The organism is Methylobacterium sp. 4-46 (assembly GCF_000019365.1).
Lineage (GTDB): Bacteria > Pseudomonadota > Alphaproteobacteria > Rhizobiales > Beijerinckiaceae > Methylobacterium.
This window is the reverse complement of record NC_010511.1, coordinates 2,506,852-2,525,604: the sequence shown is the minus strand read 5'-3', so window position 1 is coordinate 2,525,604 and position 18,753 is coordinate 2,506,852. Positions and strand designations below refer to the sequence as shown.

Genomic DNA, 18,753 nt, shown 5'->3' with positions numbered 1-18,753 from the left:
CCGCGCGGCGCGTGAGCGACGCCGGAACCCGCATTGCGAAGCAATTCGTCGGCTGACGGTGCCGGACCGGGCGGCCGACGCGCGTTTCGCCGATCGGGAGAACGGCCCGTTTACGACGATCCCGGCGGCGCCTGCCCGGTTTACGCCCTCTTCACCCGCGGCGTCTGTGATGCGGGGACCAGAAACGGCGATCCGCGACGGCCGCGCGAGCGGCCCACGCGGGCAGGGACGCGGGCATGCAACAGAGTTGGACGCCGGGAGCGGCGGCGCGCGGCGCTCCGCCGCCGCTCCTCAGGCCGCACGGGACCGAGACGAAGCGCTACGCGGCGGCGCCGGCCTTCGACAGGGCCGCCCTGGTGGCGGCCTCCCTCGGGCCGCTCCTCGGCGCGGGGCTCCTCGCCCTGATCGCGCTCACCGCCCGCGCGGCGGTCTGACCTGAGCACCATGGGCCGAGGCGGTCACCGCGTCGGCGGCGAAAAATCGTGCGGACACAATCGGCCAAGCGGAATTGCCGAATCCCGTTCCGCTTAGGCCTCGTCCCGGACGTGGTGTCCGAGGAGGAGCGGTCGCGCCCCCGCCGCGGCCATCGCGGCACCGGCCGGGCCGTCCCGCTGGATGGCGGCCCGCGGGCGTCGCGTCACGGCCCCTTGCCGCGGGCCGGGTGGCGCCGCACCTTGGTCGGTCATGATGCGCCGTCACATCCCGATCGCCGTGGCGACGCTGCTCGCCCTGCTGGCAGCCGGGCTGCTCGCCTACCAGTGGGCGTGGCAGCCGACGACGCTGCGCGTCGCGGTCGGGCCGCCGGGAGGCGAGGACGCGCGGATGATGGGCGCCGTCGCCCAATCCCTCGCCCGCGGCCACGAGGACGTGCGCCTGCGGGTCGTGCCGGCGGGCGGCGTCGCCGAGAGCGCGGCCCTGGCCGAGCGCGAGAAGGCCGACCTCGCGGTGGTGCGCTCGGATGTCGGCATTCCGGCCACGACGCAGACCGTGGCCATCCTGCACCGCGACGCGGCCGTGCTGGTGACCGTCGAGGGCGGTCCCTCCGAGGTGGCCGACCTCAAGGGCCGGCGCGTCGGCGTGGTGCGTCCGCAGGCCGGCAACGCGCAGCTCCTCGCCACCATCCTGGAGCATTACGAGGTGCCGCCGGGCAGCATCGCCACCGTTCCCCTCGCGCATGGCGAGGAGGTCGGGCACGCCCTCCAGGAGGGTCGGATCGACGCGGCGCTCGTGGTCGCCCCCCTCACGGGGCCGACGATGACCGACGCCGTGGCCGGCGTCGCGCGGGCGGGCCTGCACCTGAGCTTCATCCCGGTCGGCGAGGCGGCGGCGATCGCCCGGCGCAGGCCGGCCTTCGAATCGGTCGAGGTCGGCCGCGGCACCTTCGGCGGCACGCCCTCGCGCCCGGCCGAGGCCTTCACGACGCTCGGGGTGAGCCACCGCCTCGTCGCGCAGGCCAAGCTCCCGGACGCCACCGTCTCGGAACTCACCCGCCTCCTCTTCGTCACCCGGCCGGCCATCGTCGGCGAGGTGCCCCTCGCCAACCAGATCGAGGCGCCCGACACCGCCAAGGGCGGCTCGCTGCCCCTGCATCCCGGCGCCGAGGCCTATTACGACGGCGAGATCGAGACCTTCTTCGAGCGCTACGGCGACTGGTTCTACCTGCTCGTCATGGTGCTCTCGATCCTGGGCTCGGTCGGCGCCACCCTGGTGTCGCGGGCGGCGAACCGCTCCCGCGCCCGCGACATGGAGCTGCTGCGCGAACTCCTCGCCATCGTGCGGGCGACCCGGGACATGGAGAACGAGGACGACCTCTTCGCCCTGGAGCACAAGGCCGACGAGATCCTGGCGGCCGCGCTCGCGCGGGCCGGAACCGGCGCGATCGACAATGCCGGGGTGGCGGCCTTCACGCTCGGGCTCGATCAGGCCCGCCGCGCCATCGCCGAGCGGCGGGTGCTGATCCAGAGCGGGCACGTGCATCCGGCCGAGCCGCCGGGGCGGGTCGCGGCCGAGTAGGACGATCGGTCCCTCTTGCCGGGGGACGTCGCGCATTATATTGCGGTGCAACAGCATGTCCCCCGCCCGTCCTGCCGGCTGCCGACCCGCGGCCCGCGTCAGGCCGGGCGATTTTTGCTTCGGACCCCCCATGAAGCTGCGCAACATCGCCATCATCGCCCACGTCGACCACGGGAAGACCACCCTGGTCGACAAGCTCCTGCAGCAATCGGGGGCCTTCCGCGAGAACCAGCGCGTCGAGGAGCGCGTGATGGACTCGAACGACCTCGAGAAGGAGCGGGGCATCACCATCCTGGCCAAGGCGACCTCGGTCGTCTGGAAGGACACCCGGATCAACATCGTCGACACGCCCGGCCACGCCGATTTCGGCGGCGAGGTCGAGCGCATCCTCTCGATGGTCGACGGCGTGATCGTGCTGGTGGACGCGGCCGAGGGGCCGATGCCGCAGACCAAGTTCGTGGTCTCGAAGGCGCTCAAGATCGGCCTGCGCCCGATCGTCGCGATCAACAAGGTCGACCGGCCGGATGCCCGCATCGACGAGGTGGTCAACGAGGTCTTCGACCTGTTCGCGGCGCTCGACGCCACCGACGAGCAGCTCGACTTCCCGATCCTGTACGGCTCGGGCCGCAACGGCTGGATGGCGACTTCCCCCGAGGGGCCGCAGGACGGCATGGGGCCGCTCTTCGACCTCGTCCTCGCCCACGTGCCGGCGCCGCAGGTGGAGGAGGGGCCGTTCCGGATGCTCGGCACCCTGCTCGAGGCCAACCCGTTCCTCGGCCGCATCGTCACCGGGCGGATCGCCTCCGGCAGCGTGAAGCCGAACCAGAGCGTGAAGGTCCTCGACCGCACCGGCAAGGTGGTGGAGACGGGCCGGATCTCGAAGATCCTCGCCTTCCGCGGCCTGGAGCGCCAGCCGATCGAGGTCGGCGAGGCGGGCGACATCGTGTCGATCGCGGGCCTCACCAAGGGCACGGTGTCGGACACGTTCTGCGACCCGGCGAACGAGACCCCGATCCAGGCCCAGCCGATCGACCCGCCGACCGTGACCATGTCCTTCATCGTCAACGACTCGCCGCTCGCCGGCACCGAGGGCGACAAGGTCACGAGCCGCATGATCCGCGACCGCCTGTTCAAGGAGGCGGAGGGCAACATCACGCTCAAGATCGAGGAGGCGGCCGACAAGGACTCGTTCCACGTCTCGGGGCGCGGCGAGCTGCAGCTCTCGATCCTGATCGAGACGATGCGGCGCGAAGGGTTCGAGCTCGCGGTGTCGCGGCCGCGCGTCGTCTTCGAGCGCGACGAGGCCGACAACCTCCTGGAGCCGATCGAGGAGGTGGTGATCGACGTCGACGAGGAGCATTCGGGCGTCGTCGTGCAGAAGATGTCCGAGCGCAAGGGCGACATGCTGGAGATGCGCCCCTCCGGCGGCAACCGGCTGCGCCTCGTCTTCCACGCCCCGACCCGCGGCCTGATCGGCTACCAGAGCGAGCTGCTGACCGACACCCGCGGCACCGCGATCATGAACCGCCTGTTCAAGGCCTACGAGCCCTTCAAGGGCGAGATCCCGGGCCGGCGCAACGGCGTGCTGATCTCCAACGACCAGGGCGAGGCGGTGGCGTACGCGCTCTGGAACCTGGAGGATCGCGGCCCGATGATGATCGAGCCGGGCTGGAAAGTGTACCAGGGCATGATCGTGGGTGAGCACAACCGCGAGAACGATCTCGAGGTGAACGTGCTCAAGGGCAAGAAGCTGACCAACATCCGCACCACCTCGAAGGACGAGGCGGTGCGCCTGACGCCGCCGATCCGCATGACCCTCGAGCGCTCGCTGGCCTGGATCCAGGACGACGAACTCGTCGAGGTGACCCCGAAATCGATCCGGCTGCGCAAGGCCGTGCTCGATCCCAACGACCGCAAGCGGGCCGAGCGCTCCAAGGAGGCGCTGAGCGCCTGAGGTCTGTTCGGGATCCGTTTGATCGAAGCGGATCCCGTGTCAGAACCCGAGCAGGGTGGCGAACCCCTCCACCGGCTCGCGCTCCGGCAGCAGCCGGTTCTCCGGCGCCTCCGGGTCGGCGTAGCCGAGCGCCATGCCGCAGACCACGCTCTCGTCGGGCGTGAGCGGCAGGTGGCGGCGGATCACCGCGTGGTAGGGCGCGAAGGCGGCCTGCGGGCAGGTGTCGAGGCCGCGCGCCCGGGCGGCGATCATCAGCGTCTGCAGGAAGCCGCCGTAATCGAGCCAGCTGCCGACCGCGAGGCGCCGGTCGATGGTGAAGACCAGCCCCACCGGCGCGTCGAAGAAGCGGAAGTTGCGGGCGTGCTGCGCCCGCATCCGCTCCGAATCGCCCTTCGGGATGGCGAGCAGCGCGTAGAGCCCGAGACCCACCGCGCGCCGCCGGCCGCGATAGGGCTCGAAAAACTCCTCCGGGTAGTAGCGATGGGCCGGCTCGCCCACGTCCCCGGCGAGGTAGGCCGCCACCAGCGCCTCGCAGAGCGCCTCCCGCACGCCACCCGTCACGGCGTAGGCCCGCCAGGGCTGCATGTTGCTGCCGCTCGGGGCCCGCGCGGCGAGGTCGAGCAGGGCGCGCACCGTGCCGGCCGGCACCGGATCCGGCCGGAAGGCCCGCACCGCCCGCCGCGAGCGGATCGCCTCCGCCACCGAATCGCCCATGAGGCGCCACACCCCCCGGATCGGCGCGCGCAACCGGCCCGCGCCACAAAGACGCGCCGGGGGCGCCATTTCCATGCGAGCCACCTCCGATTCGGTCTGTCAATCCGTAACGGATCGTGAGAGAGTAGCCATGTCGTCGCCACGCCGGGCAGATCCGCCTTGCGGTACGGTCTGAGTTGCGTCAGGACTGTGGCGGACGTCTTGGTCACCGCAACCGGGAATGGAGTCGTGTCACGATACCGTCTGAGAGATGCAGCGGCGCGTGGCACGGAATGGGGTCGGCGGGTTACGTTTTTGGCGAGCTTCTAAATGGGACGTGGTCGTGATTTTAGGGAGCCGCGTCGTCGCGGCTTCGATGATGGTGCGCCTGAGCCGCGGTGGCCGGATCAGGTTCCGTCAGGGGGATACGGTGGCGGTGGCTATGGCGGCGGCTTCGGCGGCGGTGGGTTCGACCGCGGTCCGGCCCGCAGCAGCATTCCCTCCGGGCCGGAGCGTGACGCGACGGTCAAGTGGTTCAACAAGGAGAAGGGCTTCGGCTTCGTCGAACTGGGTGACGGTTCGGGCGATGCCTTCCTCCACATCCGCGCCGTCGAGGCGGCCGGCCATGCGGATCTGCTGCCCGGCACGCGCCTGACCGTCCAGACGGCTCAGGGGCAGAAGGGCCCGCAGGTCACCAACATCACCAGCGTCGACACCAGCACGGCCGAGGCCCCGGCGGCCCGCGGGCCGCGTCCGCCCCGCGCGGGCGGCTTCGGCGGCGGCGGTGGCGGCTACGGCGCTGGCGGCGGTGGCGGCGGCGGTGGCGGGCGCTTCGCGAGCGGCCCCTCCACCGAGATGAGCGGCACCGTGAAGTGGTACGACCCGGCCAAGGGCTTCGGCTTCGTGTCGGTGAAGGACGGCGGCAAGGACGTCTTCGTTCACCGCTCGGCGCTCGCCCGCGCCGGCCTCGACTCCCTGGCCGAGGGCCAGCAGGTGACGATGGGCGTGGTCGAGGGCCAGAAGGGCCGCGAGGCGCAGAGCATCACCGTCGCGGAGTGATCCGTCACGGAGCGATCGCATCGACGAAGCGGCGGTTCCTCGGAGCCGCCGCTTCGTGCGTTCTGGGCCTGGTCGCGGGCGCGGCGCGGGCCGAAGATTTCACGGGATTCTACGCGGGCGTGACGGTCGGCGTCGCGCGCGGGCGCGAGCCCGGCGCCGCGCGGGAGCGATCCGGCCCCCTCCCCTCGCGGGACGGCGCCGTTGCCGCGGCCGACGGCGCCTCGGCCCTGCCGCCCAGCGCGGCCCGGGCGGCCGCCCGCCTCAGGGCTTCTGCTTCTTCTGGAGCGCGTCCTTGACCTGCATCATCTGGTCGAAGAACGCGGTCGGGGTCGTGCCGAAGAAGGAAAGCGCGCCGGCGAAGGCCCAGTAACCGGCCAGCACGATCAGGGGCACGAGGATCCAGGCCAGGATCTCCTCGCCGATGATGCGCCGGCGGCGGCGCTGGCGGCGCTTCTCGCGGCGGCTGAGCTTCGGCGGCGGCGCGACCGTCGTCGCCGGCGCGAGGGGACCCTCGTTGAGGTCGCCGGTCATGCGTGAACTCTCGTCCCTGGTCCGGCCCCGGCGAGCGGGGCCGCGAGCCTCTCCTGAAACGGAACGTCCCGGCGAGGCACCTCACCGGGACGACCATGGCGCCACACGCTCATAGACGATCCGCCGGCCGCGGGCGAGCCCGCCCGGCCGGCGGGCCGCGCCTCAGGCCCGCACCAGCGGCACCTTCGGAACGGTGCGGACGCCGCCGCTGCCGCCGGAGCCGCCATTGTCCTTCGGCTTCTTGGGCGCCGCCCGCGGCCGCGGGCGCTTCTTCTTGGCCGCGATGGTGACGTCCTTCTCGGGCTTGGGCGTCACCGGCCCGGCCGGGAAGTCGAAGCAGAGCGACGGCTTCTCGCCCTCCGGCCGCTTCACGATCACCCGCACCGCGCCGCCATCCTTGAGCTTGCCGAACAGCACCTCGTCGGCGAGCGGGGTCTTGATGGTGGCCTGGATCAGGCGGGCCATCGGGCGGGCGCCCATGGTCTCGTCGTAGCCGTGCTCGACGAGCCACTCGCGGGCCTCGTCCGAGAGCTCGATCGTGACGTTGCGGTCGGCGAGCTGCGCCTCCAGCTGGAGGACGAACTTGTCCACCACCTTCGAGACCACCTCCTTGGGCAGGTGGCCGAAGGACACGATCGCGTCGAGCCGGTTGCGGAATTCCGGCGCGAACAGGCGGTTGATCGCCTCGTGGTCGTCCCCGGTCCGCTTGCTCTGCGTGAAGCCGAAGGCCGCCCGGGCGAGGTCGGCGGCGCCCGCATTCGACGTCATGATGATGATGACGTTGCGGAAATCCACCTGCTTGCCATTGTGGTCGGTGAGCTTCCCGTGATCCATGACCTGCAGCAGGATGTTGAACAGGTCCGGATGCGCCTTCTCGATCTCGTCGAGCAGGAGGACGCAGTGCGGATGCTGGTCGACCCCGTCGGTGAGCAGGCCGCCCTGGTCGAAGCCGACATAGCCGGGAGGCGCGCCGATCAGCCGCGAGACCGTGTGGCGCTCCATGTATTCCGACATGTCGAAGCGCAGCATCTCGACCCCGAGGGCGGAGGCGAGCTGCTTGGCCACCTCGGTCTTGCCGACGCCGGTCGGACCGGCGAACAGGTAGGAGCCGATCGGCTTGTCGGGGTCGCGCAGGCCGGCGCGGGCGAGCTTGATCGAGGCGGTGAGCGCCTCGATGGCGTTGTCCTGGCCGTAGACGACGCGCTTGAGGCTGTCGGTCAGGTTCGCCAGCACCACCGCGTCGTCCTTCGACACGGTCTTCGGGGGGATGCGCGCCATCGTGGCGATGGTGGCCTCCACCTCCTTCACGCCGATCGTGCGCTTGCGGCGCCCCTCCGGCACCAGCATCTGCGAGGCGCCGGTCTCGTCGATCACGTCGATCGCCTTGTCGGGCAGCTTGCGGTCGCTGATGTAGCGGGCCGACAGCTCCACCGCGGCCTTCACGGCGTCGGTCGTGTACTTGAGCTTGTGGAATTCCTCGAAGTAGGGCCGCAGACCCTTGAGGATCTCGATCGCGTCCGGGATCGAGGGCTCGTTCACGTCGATCTTCTGGAAGCGGCGAACCAGGGCCCGGTCCTTCTCGAAGTACTGGCGGTACTCCTTGTAGGTGGTCGAGCCGATGCAGCGCAGGGTGCCCGAGGCGAGGGCCGGCTTGAGCAGGTTCGAGGCATCCATCGCGCCGCCCGAGGTCGCACCGGCGCCGATCACCGTGTGGATCTCGTCGATGAACATGATGGCGTTCGGATGCGCCTCGATCTCCTTCATCACCTGCTTGAGGCGCTCCTCGAAGTCGCCCCGGTAGCGGGTGCCGGCGAGCAGCGTGCCCATGTCGAGGGAGAAGACGGTGGCGTCGGCGAGAACCTCCGGCACCTCGTGCTGGATGATCTTGCGCGCCAGCCCCTCGGCGATCGCCGTCTTGCCGACGCCGGGATCGCCCACCAGGAGCGGGTTGTTCTTCTGCCGGCGGCAGAGCACCTGGATCGTGCGCTGGACCTCGGTTTCGCGGCCGATCAGCGGGTCGATCTTGCCCTCGCGCGCCTTCTTGTTGAGGTTCACGCAATAGGCGTCGAGGGCGTCGCCCTTCTTCTTCGGGCCGCGCTCCTCCTCGGGGCCGCTCGGCCGCTCGGAGGCGCCCTCCTCGTCGGCGCCGCGCACGGGCTTGGATTCCGACAGGCCCGGCCGCTTGGCGATGCCGTGGCTGATGTAGTTGACCGCGTCGTAGCGGGTCATGTCCTGCTCTTGCAGGAAGTAGGCGGCGTGGCTCTCGCGCTCGGCGAAGATCGCCACCAGCACGTTGGCCCCGGTCACCTCCTCCCGGCCGGAGGACTGGACGTGGATCACCGCGCGCTGGATGACCCGCTGGAACCCGGCGGTGGGCTTGGCATCCTGGCGGCCGTCGCCCGTCAGGTTGGCGAGTTCGGTGTCGATATACTCGACGAGATTGCGCTTCAGAACGTCGACGTCGACGTTGCAGGCCCGCATGACCGCGGCCGCGTCCTGGTCGTCCACGAGAGCCAGCAGGAGATGTTCGAGCGTGGCGTATTCGTGGCGGCGCTCGCCAGCGAGCGCCAGGGCGCGGTGAAGGGCTTGTTCAAGGCTGCGTGAGAAGCTGGGCAAAGCGGGCCTCTGAGCTGGTGCCTATTTCTTTTCCATGACGCATTGGAGAGGATGTTGGTGTTTGCGGGCAAAGTCCATCACCTGCGTCACCTTGGTCTCCGCCACCTCGTACGTGAAAACGCCGCACTCACCGACGCCGTTCTGGTGCACGTGCAGCATGATCCGGGTCGCGTCCTCGCGCGACTTGTTGAAGAAGCGCTCCACCACGTGGACGACGAACTCCATGGGCGTGTAGTCGTCGTTGAGGAGGAGAACGCGGTAGAGGTTCGGCCGTTTCGTGACCGGCCGCGTGCGGGTGATGACGGCCGTCCCGGAACGGCCGTCGCCGCCCTGCCCCGCCCCGCCGTTTCCCGGTGTCCGCGGCGTGGCCGCGACGATCGGCCCTGCGGCGCTCCCGGCCGCAGCCGACCCTGTGGTGACGACGATGTCCTGCCGCGGGACTTGAGACATAGGGACCGTTCGACCTCACCCTTCCGGTCGCGCCGGGGATCGGGCGATGATCCTCGGACGCTGCAGACCGGCATCAACGTAGCACGCCCCGTGCCGGATCCGAGCCTAATCTATAGGCCGAGGACCGGGCGCGCCAGACGGCTGCGCCCTCTTGTCATGGTTGAGGCTTGCGCGGGGCCGTTGCCCAACGCGAGAACGGCGCGGACCGGGCGGTCCGCGCCGTTCTGCGATGCGCCTGGGAGCGGGCCTGGCGGCCCGAGTGGGCCGGGAGGCCCGAGCGCGGGCCGCGGGGCCCGCCGCGGCCGCCCTACGCGGCGGCCGGAACCTTGGCGGCCAGGGTCTCGTAGGGCTTCAGCATCTCCTTGGCGAGGCTGCCGTACAGCTCGGCGATCTTGGTCGACTGAGCCAGGAAGCGCTCGTAGGAGCTCTTCAGGTACTCGGTCTGGATCTCGATGGCCTTGTCGAGCGAGCGCACGCCGGCGAGCTTCTCGACGGTGGCGGAGGTCTGCTCGAAGGACTGCTTGGCGTAGTCCGCCACCTCGACGGCGATCGCCTGGCTGCCCTTCGACAGGGTGCCGAAGCTGCGCAGGAAGGTGTCGACGGCTTCCTTGCCGAATTTCTGGGCGGTGTCGAACTGCTGGCTCATCACGGTCTACGGCGCACTCGGCGCCGCCCCTCGGGGCGCGGTTGCAGGAGGTCGGAGCGGAGGCGCCCGCGCGTCTGGCCTGCCGCGGGCCGGAATATGTGCACTGCACAACCGGCCGTCAAGCGTTTCTTGTGCACCGCACAATACACGCCACCGTGGCCATTAACCCGGGCGTAACTGCGCCCGCCTAGCCTGATTGACAGTGATGCCGCGGCGACGGGGGCGTCGAGTCTCCGCGGGCGAGGGGCGGTCCGTCAGGGCCGGCCGCGCCGGAGCCTCCGTCGCGGCGAGGCGTAGGATGAGTTCGTGATGCGTGGCGTTCGCGGCACCTCTGGTCGTTCCCTTCCCGCCCTGATCGCCGCCGCGGCCGTCCTGACCGCCATGACGCATCCGGCGGATGCCCGCCGACGCGGGCATCATCACGGCGGCGGCGGGGGCTACAACCCGCCCTTCGCCGCGATGGTGGTGGACGTGAAGAGCGGCCGCGTGCTCCACGCGGTGAACGAGGACGCCCTGCGCCACCCCGCCTCGATCACCAAGGTGATGACGCTCTACCTGCTGTTCGAGCAGCTGGAGCGGGGCAAGATGTCCCTCGACACGCCCCTCGAGATCTCGGCGAACGCCGCCCGGCAGGCGCCCTCGAAGCTCGGCCTGCGCCCCGGATCGACCATCACGGTCGAGGAGGCGATCAAGGCGCTGGTCACGAAATCGGCCAACGACGTCGCCTGCGCGATCGGCGAGAACATCGCGGGCTCCGAGGGCGCCTTCGCCGAGATGATGACCCGCAAGGCGCACGCCCTCGGCATGTCGCGGACCCACTACGCCAATGCCTCGGGCCTGCCCGACAGCGACCAGATCACGACGGCGCGGGACCTCACGGTCCTGGCGCGGGCGATCCAGGACCGCTTCCCGCGCTATTACCGCTACTTCCAGACCCGCTCCTTCGCCTTCCGCGGCCGGGTCATCGGCAACCACAACCACCTGCTCGGCCGCGTCGAGGGGGTCGACGGCATCAAGACCGGCTACACGCGGGATTCCGGCTTCAACCTGATGACCTCGGCCCGGCTCGCCGACCGCCACATCGTGGCAGTGGTGCTCGGCGGCAAGTCGGTGGCGAGCCGCGACGCGATCATGACCCGCCTCGTCCAGGGCAACCTGCCGAAGGCCTATGCGGGGGCGCGCACGACCCCGCCGGTGACCGAACTCGCCGAGCGCTCGCGACCGGCCGTGGTGGCGGAGCGCTCGGCCACGACCCGCACCCTCGTCGCGGCGGCGGACGACGACGACGAGGGCGTGGAGACGACGAATTCCACCACCCGCGCCGGCCCCTCCCCCGAGACGTCCCCGGCCTCCCGCGACACCGCGACCCCGTCCGGGGGCAAGTGGCGGGCGGGCCAGGGCCTCCCCTCCTCCGCCCAGGCCTACGCGCCCGCCTCCGACCCCGCCTTCCCGGCCCCGGGCGGCAAGTACGCGGCGCGCCTGCCCTCGGCCGAGCCCGGCGAGGCGCGGGCACCGGCGCCGCCCGCCCGCGGCGAGGCGCAGGCCGCCAAGCCCGCCGCCAAGCCCGTCTCGGTGACGCCCTGGGTGATCCAGCTCGGCGCCATGGACGACGAGGGCAAGGCGAAGTCGATGCTGTCCGAGGCCCGCCAGCGCAGCGGCGGAGTGCTCGCCAAGGCCGCGCCCTTCACCGAGCGGGTGACCCACGGCGGCACCACCCTGTTCCGCGCCCGCTTCTCCGGCTTCAGCGAGGCCGAGAGCGCCCAGGACGCCTGCCGCGCGCTGAAGCGCAACGGCTTCACCTGCTTCGCGACCCGCAGCTGAGGCTGCGAGGGCCGCGGCCCGGCGGCCGCGAGGGGCGCCGGGCGTGCCGTCTCGCGGGCCGGACGCGGCCCGCAACAACCGCGGGCCGCGATCCGCCCGTCACGCGGGCCGCGGCCCGCCCGTTCCGTCGACACGCGCGTGGAGTATCAGCGATGTCGGTTGAGAAGCCGGTCCTTGGCCGCGTTGACGCGCGCCGCGAGGTAGTCCGACCCGCCCTGGTCCGGGTGCAGCCGCTTCATGAGGGTCCGGTGCGCGCGCCGCACCTCCTCGGCGGACGCCCCGGGCTGAAGCCCCAGGATCTGATAAGCCTCATCCTCCGCCATCGGCCCTGGCTGCGCCGCTCCGCCCGGCCGCGGGTCCGCGTCGCGCTCAGCGTCTTCACGCCATCCGGCAAACCGGCGATCCAGATACGCCTCTAGGAGCTTCTCGCCCTCCGGGTCGCCCGCGCGGGCGGCGGCGAGGAGGCTGCGCAGGTCCGGCAGGCCGAGCGTGTCGAGGTCCCGCCCGGCGAGGGGCCCGGTCAGCACCCGGCCGCGCAGGGCGCCGGTGTCGTGGTCGAGTTCCATCTCGACCGTGGCCGAGCGCACCCGGGACGCGGTGCCGGCCGCGCGCGGCGCCGCCGCCCCGCCGAGGCCGAACGGGAGGGCTGGCATCTGCCGCCAGCCGAGGAGCGAGCCGCCGAACAGGCCGAGGAGGATCGCCGCGTCGAAGCGCCCGCGGAGGAACAGCAGCGCGGCGGCCGCCAGGGCGAGCAGCCCGCCGAGGCGCCGCAGCAGCTTGGCGAGCGTGGCCGGGTTGGCGGTGCTGGCATTGCGGCCGAGCCACCACAGGCCGGTGAGGACGAGCACGCCGAGACCGAGAGGGATCATGGCTGGGGGCGATCACCGCGGCGTCATGGCGCCGAGGAGCCGGCGCGCCTGCGCGTCTTCTCGCGCGGCGAGGCGCAGTCCGTCGAGTCCCCGCGCCGCGTAGACCGCGACGGCGCGCAGGAGCCCCGCCAGGGTCGCGGGCGCGGCCCGGTCGAAGGGCGCGTGGGCGCCGCCCGACAGCCGGGCGATCTCCGAGAAGCCCCGCAGGGCCTGGGGATCCTCCCCCTCCCGGAAGCAGAAGGCCGGCACGCCGAGCAGGCCGAGTTCCCCCGCGAGCGCGCAGAGGCCGTCGAGATCCTCCTCGACCGCGTCGCCGACCAGGACCAGGGCCTTCACCGGACCCTTGGCGGCCTCGGCGCGGGCGTGGCGCAGCACGCGGGCGATCTGGGTCTGGCCGCCGCGGCAGGCGATCCCGGCCATCAGGTCGGTGAGGGCGCGGGCGTCGGCGACGAAGCGCGAGGCCCGGCACTCGCCGAGGCCGCGGAAGTAGACGAGCTGCACCGCGAGCCCGCCGAGGCCGGCCGTGGCCTCGAACATCCCGGCCTGCAGCCGGCAGGCGAGGTCCCAGGTCGGCTGGCGGCTCATCGTCGCGTCGAGGGCGAAGATCAGCCGCGGCGCCGCCGTCGCGGCGGGGGCGAGGCGGCGCGCCCGGTCGAGGAAGGCGGCGACCGCGGCCGGGTCGGCCGGAGCGGGAGGGCCCGAGCGCGCGCCCATGCCGTCAGCCCAGGCCCGGTCAGTGGCGCCGGATCGTGCTGGCGCGCAGCGCGTGGACGGAGAAGAGCCGGTCCGGATCGGTCCAAACCGCCCTGCCCTCCCAGCCCGCCGCGCCCGCCAGCGCCCGGAACCCGTCGAGCGTGTACTTGTAGCTGTTCTCGGTGTGGATCGTCTCGCCCTCCCGGAAGCGGATCGGGACGCCCGCCACCGTGACGGTCTGGGCGCGCCGGCTGACGAGGTGCATCTCGATCCGCGACTGCGCGGCGTTGAAGAAGGCGCGGTGCGCGAAGGCCGAGAGGTCGAAATCCGCCCCGACCTCGCGGTTGATGCGCCGGAGCAGGTTCAGGTTGAAGGCCGCCGTGACCCCGGACGCGTCGTCGTAGGCGGCCTCGAGCACGGCCTCGTCCTTGACGAGGTCGACGCCGACCAAGAGCACCGCGTCCGGCCCGAGCGTCGCGGCGAAGTGGCGGAGCAGCGCGGCGGCCGCCTCGGGCTCGAAATTGCCGATGGTCGAGCCGGGGAAGAAGCCGGCGCGCGGCGCCGCGGCGGCGTCCCGCGGCAGGGTCACGACCTGCGTGAAGTCGCCCGGGACCGGCAGCACGCGCAGGCCCGGGAAGTCGCGCCCGAGCTCCTCGGCCTCGCTGCGCAGGAACGCCTCCGAGACGTCGACCGGCACGTAGGCGGAGAGGTCGGGCAGGTGCGGGAGCAGGCGGCGCACCTTCTGGGTCGAGCCGCTGCCGAATTCGACGAGGGCCGCGCGCGGCGGCAGGCTCGCGGCGATCTCGGCCCCGTGGCGGGCCAGGATGCCGAGCTCGGTGCGGGTCGGGTAGTATTCGGGAAGGCGCGTGATCGCCTCGAACAGGGCGGAGCCCTCGCGGTCGTAGAAGTACTTCGCCGCGAGGTGCTTGTCCGCCGCGGTGAGGCCCGCGCGCACGTCCTCGGCGAAGCTCGCCGGAGCGGCGAGCGGGGTCGCCGGGGGCAGGTGGGGGATCGGTGCGTTCACGGGCAACTCCGGGGAGGGAGGCGCAGCCGCCTCAGGCCAGGGCGTGAGATAGTCTGACTCCCGTGAACTGCCAGCGCTGGTGCGGATAGAAGAAGTTCCGGTAGGTCGCCCGGCTGTGGCCCGCCGGCGTCGCCACCGAGGCCCCGCGCAGCACGAATTGGTTGACCATGAACTTGCCGTTGTACTCGCCGAGCGCGCCCGGCACCGGCCGGTAGCCCGGATAGGCGGAATAGCTGCTGCGGGTCCACTGCCAGACGTGCCCGAAGGCGCCGTCGAGTCCCTCCCGCGAGGCCGCCTCCCACTCGGCCTCGCTCGGCAGGTCGCGGCCCTTCCAGCGGGCGAAGGCGTCCGCCTCGTAGTAGCTCACATGCGTGACCGGCAGGGCCGGGTCGACCGGCCTCAACCCCGCCAGGGTCATGCTCGACCAGACCCCGTCCGCGCAGCGCCGCCAGTAGCCGGGCGCCTCCCAGCCCTCGGCCTGCGCCGCGGCGAAGCCGTCCGACAGCCACAGATCCGGCCGCGCGTAGCCGCCATCCTGCATGAAGTCGAGCCACTCGCCGTTGGTGACCAGGGCCCGGTCGAGGGCGACCGGGCGCAGCAGCACGTCGTGGCGGGGATGCTCGTTGTCGAAGCTGAAGCCCGCGCCCTGGTGGCCGATCGCCGCGACGCCGCCATCGAGGCGCAGCACGCCCTCGGCCGGCGCCGGGGCGGGGAAGCGCCAGGCCGGATCGTAGGCCGGGAGGAGCGGGTTCTGCGCGAAGGCGTGCAGGATGTCGGTGAGCATCAATTCCTGGTGCTGCTGCTCGTGGAACAGGCCGATCTCCAGGATCGCGATCACCTGCGGCAGGGCCGCCTCCGGCGCCGCCTCGAGCAGGGCGCGGACGGCGCGGTCGACATGGGCGCGGTAGGCCTCGACCTCGCTGCAGGTCGGGCGGGTGACCAGGCCGCGGCTGATCCGCGGCGCCCGCGGGCCGGCCGCCACGTAATAGGAATTGAACAGGTACAGGAAGCGCTCGTCGAAGATCCGGTATCCGGGGGCATGGTCCTTCAGCAGGAACTGCTCGAAGAACCAGGTCGTGTGGGCCCGGTGCCACTTGGTCGGGCTGGCGTCCGGCATCGACTGGATCTGCTGGTCCTCGGGCGAGAGCGGCGCGGCGCGGGCCTCGGTCTCGTCCCGGACGTGCCGGAAGGCGGCGATCCAGGCGGCGCGGTCGATCGGGCGGGCGGTGAGAGCGGGCGGCGGGAAGGCGGGACGCGTCTGCGGGGCCGGCGCGGTCGCGGTGGCTGCCATCTCGGAATTCCCCTGGGCGTAGACCTCTGGTCCAGCGACAACGCCCCGGCAGGGAATTCGTTTCTCTGCCACGCTTGGTGACGCCGGCCCGGCGCGCGGCCCCGCGCCGCCGGAGCGACGGGCGCTCCCGCCGGCTCAGGCCCGCCGCACGTCGCGCAGGAAGCCGGCCACCTCGGCGCTCAGGCGCTCCGCTTGCCGGGACAGGCCTCCGGCCGAGGCGAGCACGTGGCCCGCCGCCGCGCCGGTCCGCGCCGCGGCCTCGCGCACCGTCTCCATGCTGCGGGTGACCCCGCCGGTGCCCTGCGCCGCCTCCGCGACGCTGAGGGCCACGTCCTGCGTCACGGCGCCCTGCTCCTCGACGGCGGCGGCCACCGCGGCCGCGATGTCGCGCATCTCCGACACCGTGCGCTGGACCTCCCCGATCGACGTCACCGCCTCGCGGGTTCCCGCCTGAACGGAGGCGACCTGCTGGGCGATGGTCTCGGTGGCCTTGGCGGTCTGCTCGGCGAGCTGCTTGACCTCGGCGGCGACGACCGCGAAGCCGCGGCCCGATTCGCCGGCCCGCGCCGCCTCGATCGTCGCGTTGAGCGCCAGGAGATTGGTCTGGCTCGCGATCGAGGAGATGAGCCCGGTCACCTCCCCGACGGTCTCGGCGCGGCGGGCGAGGCCCTGCACGATGCCGTCCGTGCGGCCCGCCGCCTCGGCGGCCCGTCCGGCCATCTGCGCGGCGTGGCCGATCCGCCCGGAGATCTCCCGGATCGAGGCGGTCATCTCCTCGCTCGCCGCCGCCACCGCCCCGACATGGGAGGCGGTCCGCGCGGCGGAATCCGCCGCCGCCTCGACGCTCGCGCTCGCCTGGGTGGCGGTCCCGGTCAGCGACCGGGCGGTGGCCTCCATCTCGGCGGCGGCCCCCGCGAGGGACTGGCTCAGGGTGGCGACCTCGGCCTCGAAGCTCCGCGTCGCCGCCTCGAGGCTCTGCGCCCGGCGCATCCGCGCCGCCGTCTCGGCGGCGGAGGCCGTCTCGGCCGCCCGCTTGGCCCGCAGCGCCTCCCGGAAGACCGCGACCGCCCGGGCGAGCGCGCCCACCTCGTCGGGCCGCTCGGCTCCGGCGATGGCGACGTCGAGGTCGCCGCCCGCGAGGCGGGTCGTGGTGGCGGTGATCGCGGCGAGCGGGCGCGTGACGCCGTGGAGCAGCACGAAGACCGCGTAGGCCAGCGCGAGCCCGGCGAGCGCCAGCACGCCGATCAGGGCCGCGAAGGACCACGCCGCGGCCTGCGCGGCGCGGGCGTGCTCGCGCCGCACCGCGGCGGTCTCGTGGGCGAGCAGCGGCGCGATCACCTGCTGCATCTCCTCCGACAGGGCCAGCACCTTGCGCACCGCGCCCTGGCCGTCGACGGCGCCGTCGCGGAGCGCCGCGAAGGTCGCGCGCAGGGCGCCGCGATGGGCCTCGATCCGCTCCGCGACGCGGTCGGACAGCGCCCGCTCGCCCGGGTCGGAGAGGTCGCGGGGGACATCGCGCCACGTCGCGTCGATCTGCGCCTGGATCGCCGCGCTCCTCTGCTCGGCCACCGAGGCGGGCTGGGTGGCGTCGCGGATCTGGCGCGCCAGCCCGAGGAGATCGTCGTAGCGGTTGCGGATCTCCTCGCAGCGCGCCAGGGCCGCGACGCGCCCGTTGGCCACCGCGTCGAGGCTCGCGCGCAGGAGCGACAGGGCGATGTTGCCCTGCGCGCTCGCCAGGAGCACGAGGACGCTCAGCAGCGCCAGGGTCGAGGCGAGGCGAGCCTTGATGGTGCGGAAACGAGTCATGATGTCGAGAGCCCGGTCGGCCCGCGGCGCGGCCCCACATCCCTGGCCCGCACCGCGGCAGTATGGCGAGAGTGGCGCCATCCTCGTCGACAGATTTGAAGAAATTACTCCCATTCCTCTGAGGAAGACGGCGGCACGCGAGGCCCGACGCTGCGTCGCGCGGCGGGAGACGGCGAGGGTGTGGTGACGCCTCCGCGGCGGCGCCCGGCGCGGGCCGCGCGGCGCGGAGGCCCGATGCCGGCCGCCGCCGCTGCAATCTCGTCCCAATCCTCCGCCAAGCCTGCCCCGCGCCCCCGCCGCGTCGGGCCGGGCGGCGCGGTGACCAAGTCTGCGGTGACCAAGTCTTAAGAGCCGGACGACAGAGTCCGGAAACGCACCCCGCCCCAACGAGTTGACGCGCATGCGGATCGATCTTCTGGCCGGGACCGGCGCCGCCCCGCTCGCGCCCGGGCCGCGGGCGCCCGCGGTGCTGGTGTTCGATTCGGGCCTCGGCGGCCTCACGGTCCTGTCGGAGCTCCGGCGGGCGCGGCCGGACGCCCGGATCGTCTACGCCGCCGACGACGCGGCCTTCCCGTACGGCGACCTGTCGGAGGAGATGCTCGTCGCCCGCGTGGTCGCCGTCATGGAGCGGCTCGTCGCCGCTCACGCGCCCGACCTCGTCGTGGTCGCCTGCAACACCGCCACGACCCTCGTGCTCCCGGCCCTGCGCGCGCGCTTCGCCGTCCCGTTCGTCGGCACCGTGCCGGCGATCAAGCCGGCCGCCGCCGCCACGCGCACGGGCCGGATCAGCGTCCTGGCCACGCCCGGCACGGTCCGGCGCGACTACACCCGCGAGTTGATCGACGCCTATGCGGGGACCTGCGCGGTGACGCTGGTCGGGGCGACCCGGCTCGCGGCGCTCGCGGAGGCCGACCTCGCCGGGTGCCCGGTCGACGACGACGTGCTGCGCGAGGAGATCGCTCCCTGCTTCGTCGGTGAGGGATCGGCGCGCACCGACGTGGTGGTGCTCGGCTGCACCCATTACCCGCTGCTCCTCGCCCGCTTCGAGCGGCTGGCGCCCTGGCCGGTGACCTGGATCGACCCCGCCCCGGCCGTCGCCCGGCGCATGGCCGCGCTGCTCGGGCCCGCGCCGCGGGGAACCGACCCTGAGGCGACGCCCGGGCTCGCGGTGTTCACCGGCGGCGAGGGCCTGACCGCCCCTCTGCGCGCGGCCCTCGCCGCCCGCGGGCTCGGGAAGGTCGCCGTGACGGCGATGCCCAGCCCGCGGCAATGAGGCGGCGCCGGACC

The 18,753-nt window shown here is 72.7% G+C and carries 16 protein-coding genes; 6 read left to right on the top strand and 10 right to left on the bottom strand.

Going from position 1 to position 18,753, the window contains the following annotated elements:
- Nucleotides 1-236 precede the first annotated feature (236 nt).
- The 3 genes from M446_RS10775 (at nt 237) to typA (ending at nt 3,967) form a co-directional block, all read left to right on the top strand.
- Entirely contained in the window at nt 237-434 is a 198-nt protein-coding gene (locus M446_RS10775; protein ID WP_012332135.1) for a hypothetical protein, read from the top strand.
- 250 nt (nt 435-684) lie between these two features.
- Entirely contained in the window at nt 685-2,013 is a 1,329-nt protein-coding gene (locus M446_RS10770; protein ID WP_012332134.1) for a TAXI family TRAP transporter solute-binding subunit, read from the top strand.
- Between the two features lie 130 nt (nt 2,014-2,143).
- Nucleotides 2,144-3,967 carry a translational GTPase TypA gene (gene typA, locus M446_RS10765; RefSeq protein ID WP_012332133.1) on the top strand — a complete coding sequence of 608 codons (1,824 nt, stop codon included), beginning with the start codon at nt 2,144-2,146 and terminating at the stop codon, nt 3,965-3,967.
- Nucleotides 3,968-4,006: 39 nt separating this feature from the next.
- Here typA and M446_RS10760 read toward each other — a convergent pair whose 3' ends face one another.
- Nucleotides 4,007-4,681 carry a nitroreductase gene (locus M446_RS10760; protein ID WP_012332132.1) on the bottom strand — a complete coding sequence of 225 codons (675 nt, stop codon included), beginning with the start codon at nt 4,679-4,681 and terminating at the stop codon, nt 4,007-4,009.
- Between the two features lie 309 nt (nt 4,682-4,990).
- Between M446_RS10760 and M446_RS39465 the strand changes: the two genes are divergently transcribed.
- A complete protein-coding gene (locus tag M446_RS39465) occupies nt 4,991-5,719 on the top strand; it encodes a cold-shock protein (protein ID WP_012332131.1) in 729 nt (242 codons plus the stop codon).
- A 261-nt stretch (nt 5,720-5,980) separates the two neighbouring features.
- Here M446_RS39465 and M446_RS10750 read toward each other — a convergent pair whose 3' ends face one another.
- The 4 genes from M446_RS10750 to M446_RS10735 form a co-directional block, all read right to left on the bottom strand.
- Nucleotides 5,981-6,250: a hypothetical protein gene (locus tag M446_RS10750; RefSeq protein WP_012332130.1), complete on the bottom strand. Its 270-nt coding sequence runs from the start codon at nt 6,248-6,250 to the stop codon at nt 5,981-5,983.
- Between the two features lie 162 nt (nt 6,251-6,412).
- Nucleotides 6,413-8,866 carry an ATP-dependent Clp protease ATP-binding subunit ClpA gene (gene clpA, locus M446_RS10745; protein ID WP_012332129.1) on the bottom strand — a complete coding sequence of 818 codons (2,454 nt, stop codon included), beginning with the start codon at nt 8,864-8,866 and terminating at the stop codon, nt 6,413-6,415.
- A 21-nt stretch (nt 8,867-8,887) separates the two neighbouring features.
- The gene (gene clpS, locus M446_RS10740; protein ID WP_012332128.1) at nt 8,888-9,316 is read right to left on the bottom strand and encodes an ATP-dependent Clp protease adapter ClpS; all 429 of its coding nucleotides are present in this window, start codon (nt 9,314-9,316) and stop codon (nt 8,888-8,890) included.
- Nucleotides 9,317-9,623: 307 nt separating this feature from the next.
- Nucleotides 9,624-9,962 carry a phasin family protein gene (locus M446_RS10735; protein WP_012332127.1) on the bottom strand — a complete coding sequence of 113 codons (339 nt, stop codon included), beginning with the start codon at nt 9,960-9,962 and terminating at the stop codon, nt 9,624-9,626.
- Between the two features lie 309 nt (nt 9,963-10,271).
- Here M446_RS10735 and M446_RS10730 point away from each other — a divergent pair, with 309 nt between their 5' ends.
- On the top strand, nt 10,272-11,783 hold the full coding sequence (locus M446_RS10730) for a D-alanyl-D-alanine carboxypeptidase (protein ID WP_012332126.1): 1,512 nt from the start codon (nt 10,272-10,274) through the stop codon (nt 11,781-11,783).
- Between the two features lie 146 nt (nt 11,784-11,929).
- On the opposite strand, the gene M446_RS10725 is transcribed toward M446_RS10730, so the two are convergent.
- The 5 genes from M446_RS10725 to M446_RS10705 all read right to left on the bottom strand — a co-directional run bounded on the left by M446_RS10725 (nt 11,930) and on the right by M446_RS10705 (nt 17,466).
- Nucleotides 11,930-12,652: a DnaJ domain-containing protein gene (locus M446_RS10725; RefSeq protein WP_012332125.1), complete on the bottom strand. Its 723-nt coding sequence runs from the start codon at nt 12,650-12,652 to the stop codon at nt 11,930-11,932.
- A gap of 12 nt (nt 12,653-12,664) precedes the next feature.
- Nucleotides 12,665-13,366, bottom strand: coding sequence for a hypothetical protein (locus M446_RS10720; RefSeq protein ID WP_012332124.1), 702 nt, complete (start codon nt 13,364-13,366; stop codon nt 12,665-12,667).
- 19 nt (nt 13,367-13,385) lie between these two features.
- Complete coding sequence (gene egtD, locus M446_RS10715) at nt 13,386-14,369, bottom strand: L-histidine N(alpha)-methyltransferase (protein WP_012332123.1); 984 nt, start codon at nt 14,367-14,369, stop codon at nt 13,386-13,388.
- Between the two features lie 31 nt (nt 14,370-14,400).
- A complete protein-coding gene (gene egtB / locus M446_RS10710) occupies nt 14,401-15,660 on the bottom strand; it encodes an ergothioneine biosynthesis protein EgtB (protein WP_012332122.1) in 1,260 nt (419 codons plus the stop codon).
- A 135-nt stretch (nt 15,661-15,795) separates the two neighbouring features.
- Nucleotides 15,796-17,466 (bottom strand): methyl-accepting chemotaxis protein, encoded by a 1,671-nt coding sequence (locus M446_RS10705; protein WP_012332121.1) that lies wholly within the window; start codon nt 17,464-17,466, stop codon nt 15,796-15,798.
- Between the two features lie 400 nt (nt 17,467-17,866).
- On the opposite strand from M446_RS10705, the gene murI reads away from it, so the two are divergent.
- Nucleotides 17,867-18,739 (top strand): glutamate racemase, encoded by an 873-nt coding sequence (gene murI / locus M446_RS10700; RefSeq protein WP_012332120.1) that lies wholly within the window; start codon nt 17,867-17,869, stop codon nt 18,737-18,739.
- Nucleotides 18,740-18,753 lie beyond the last annotated feature (14 nt).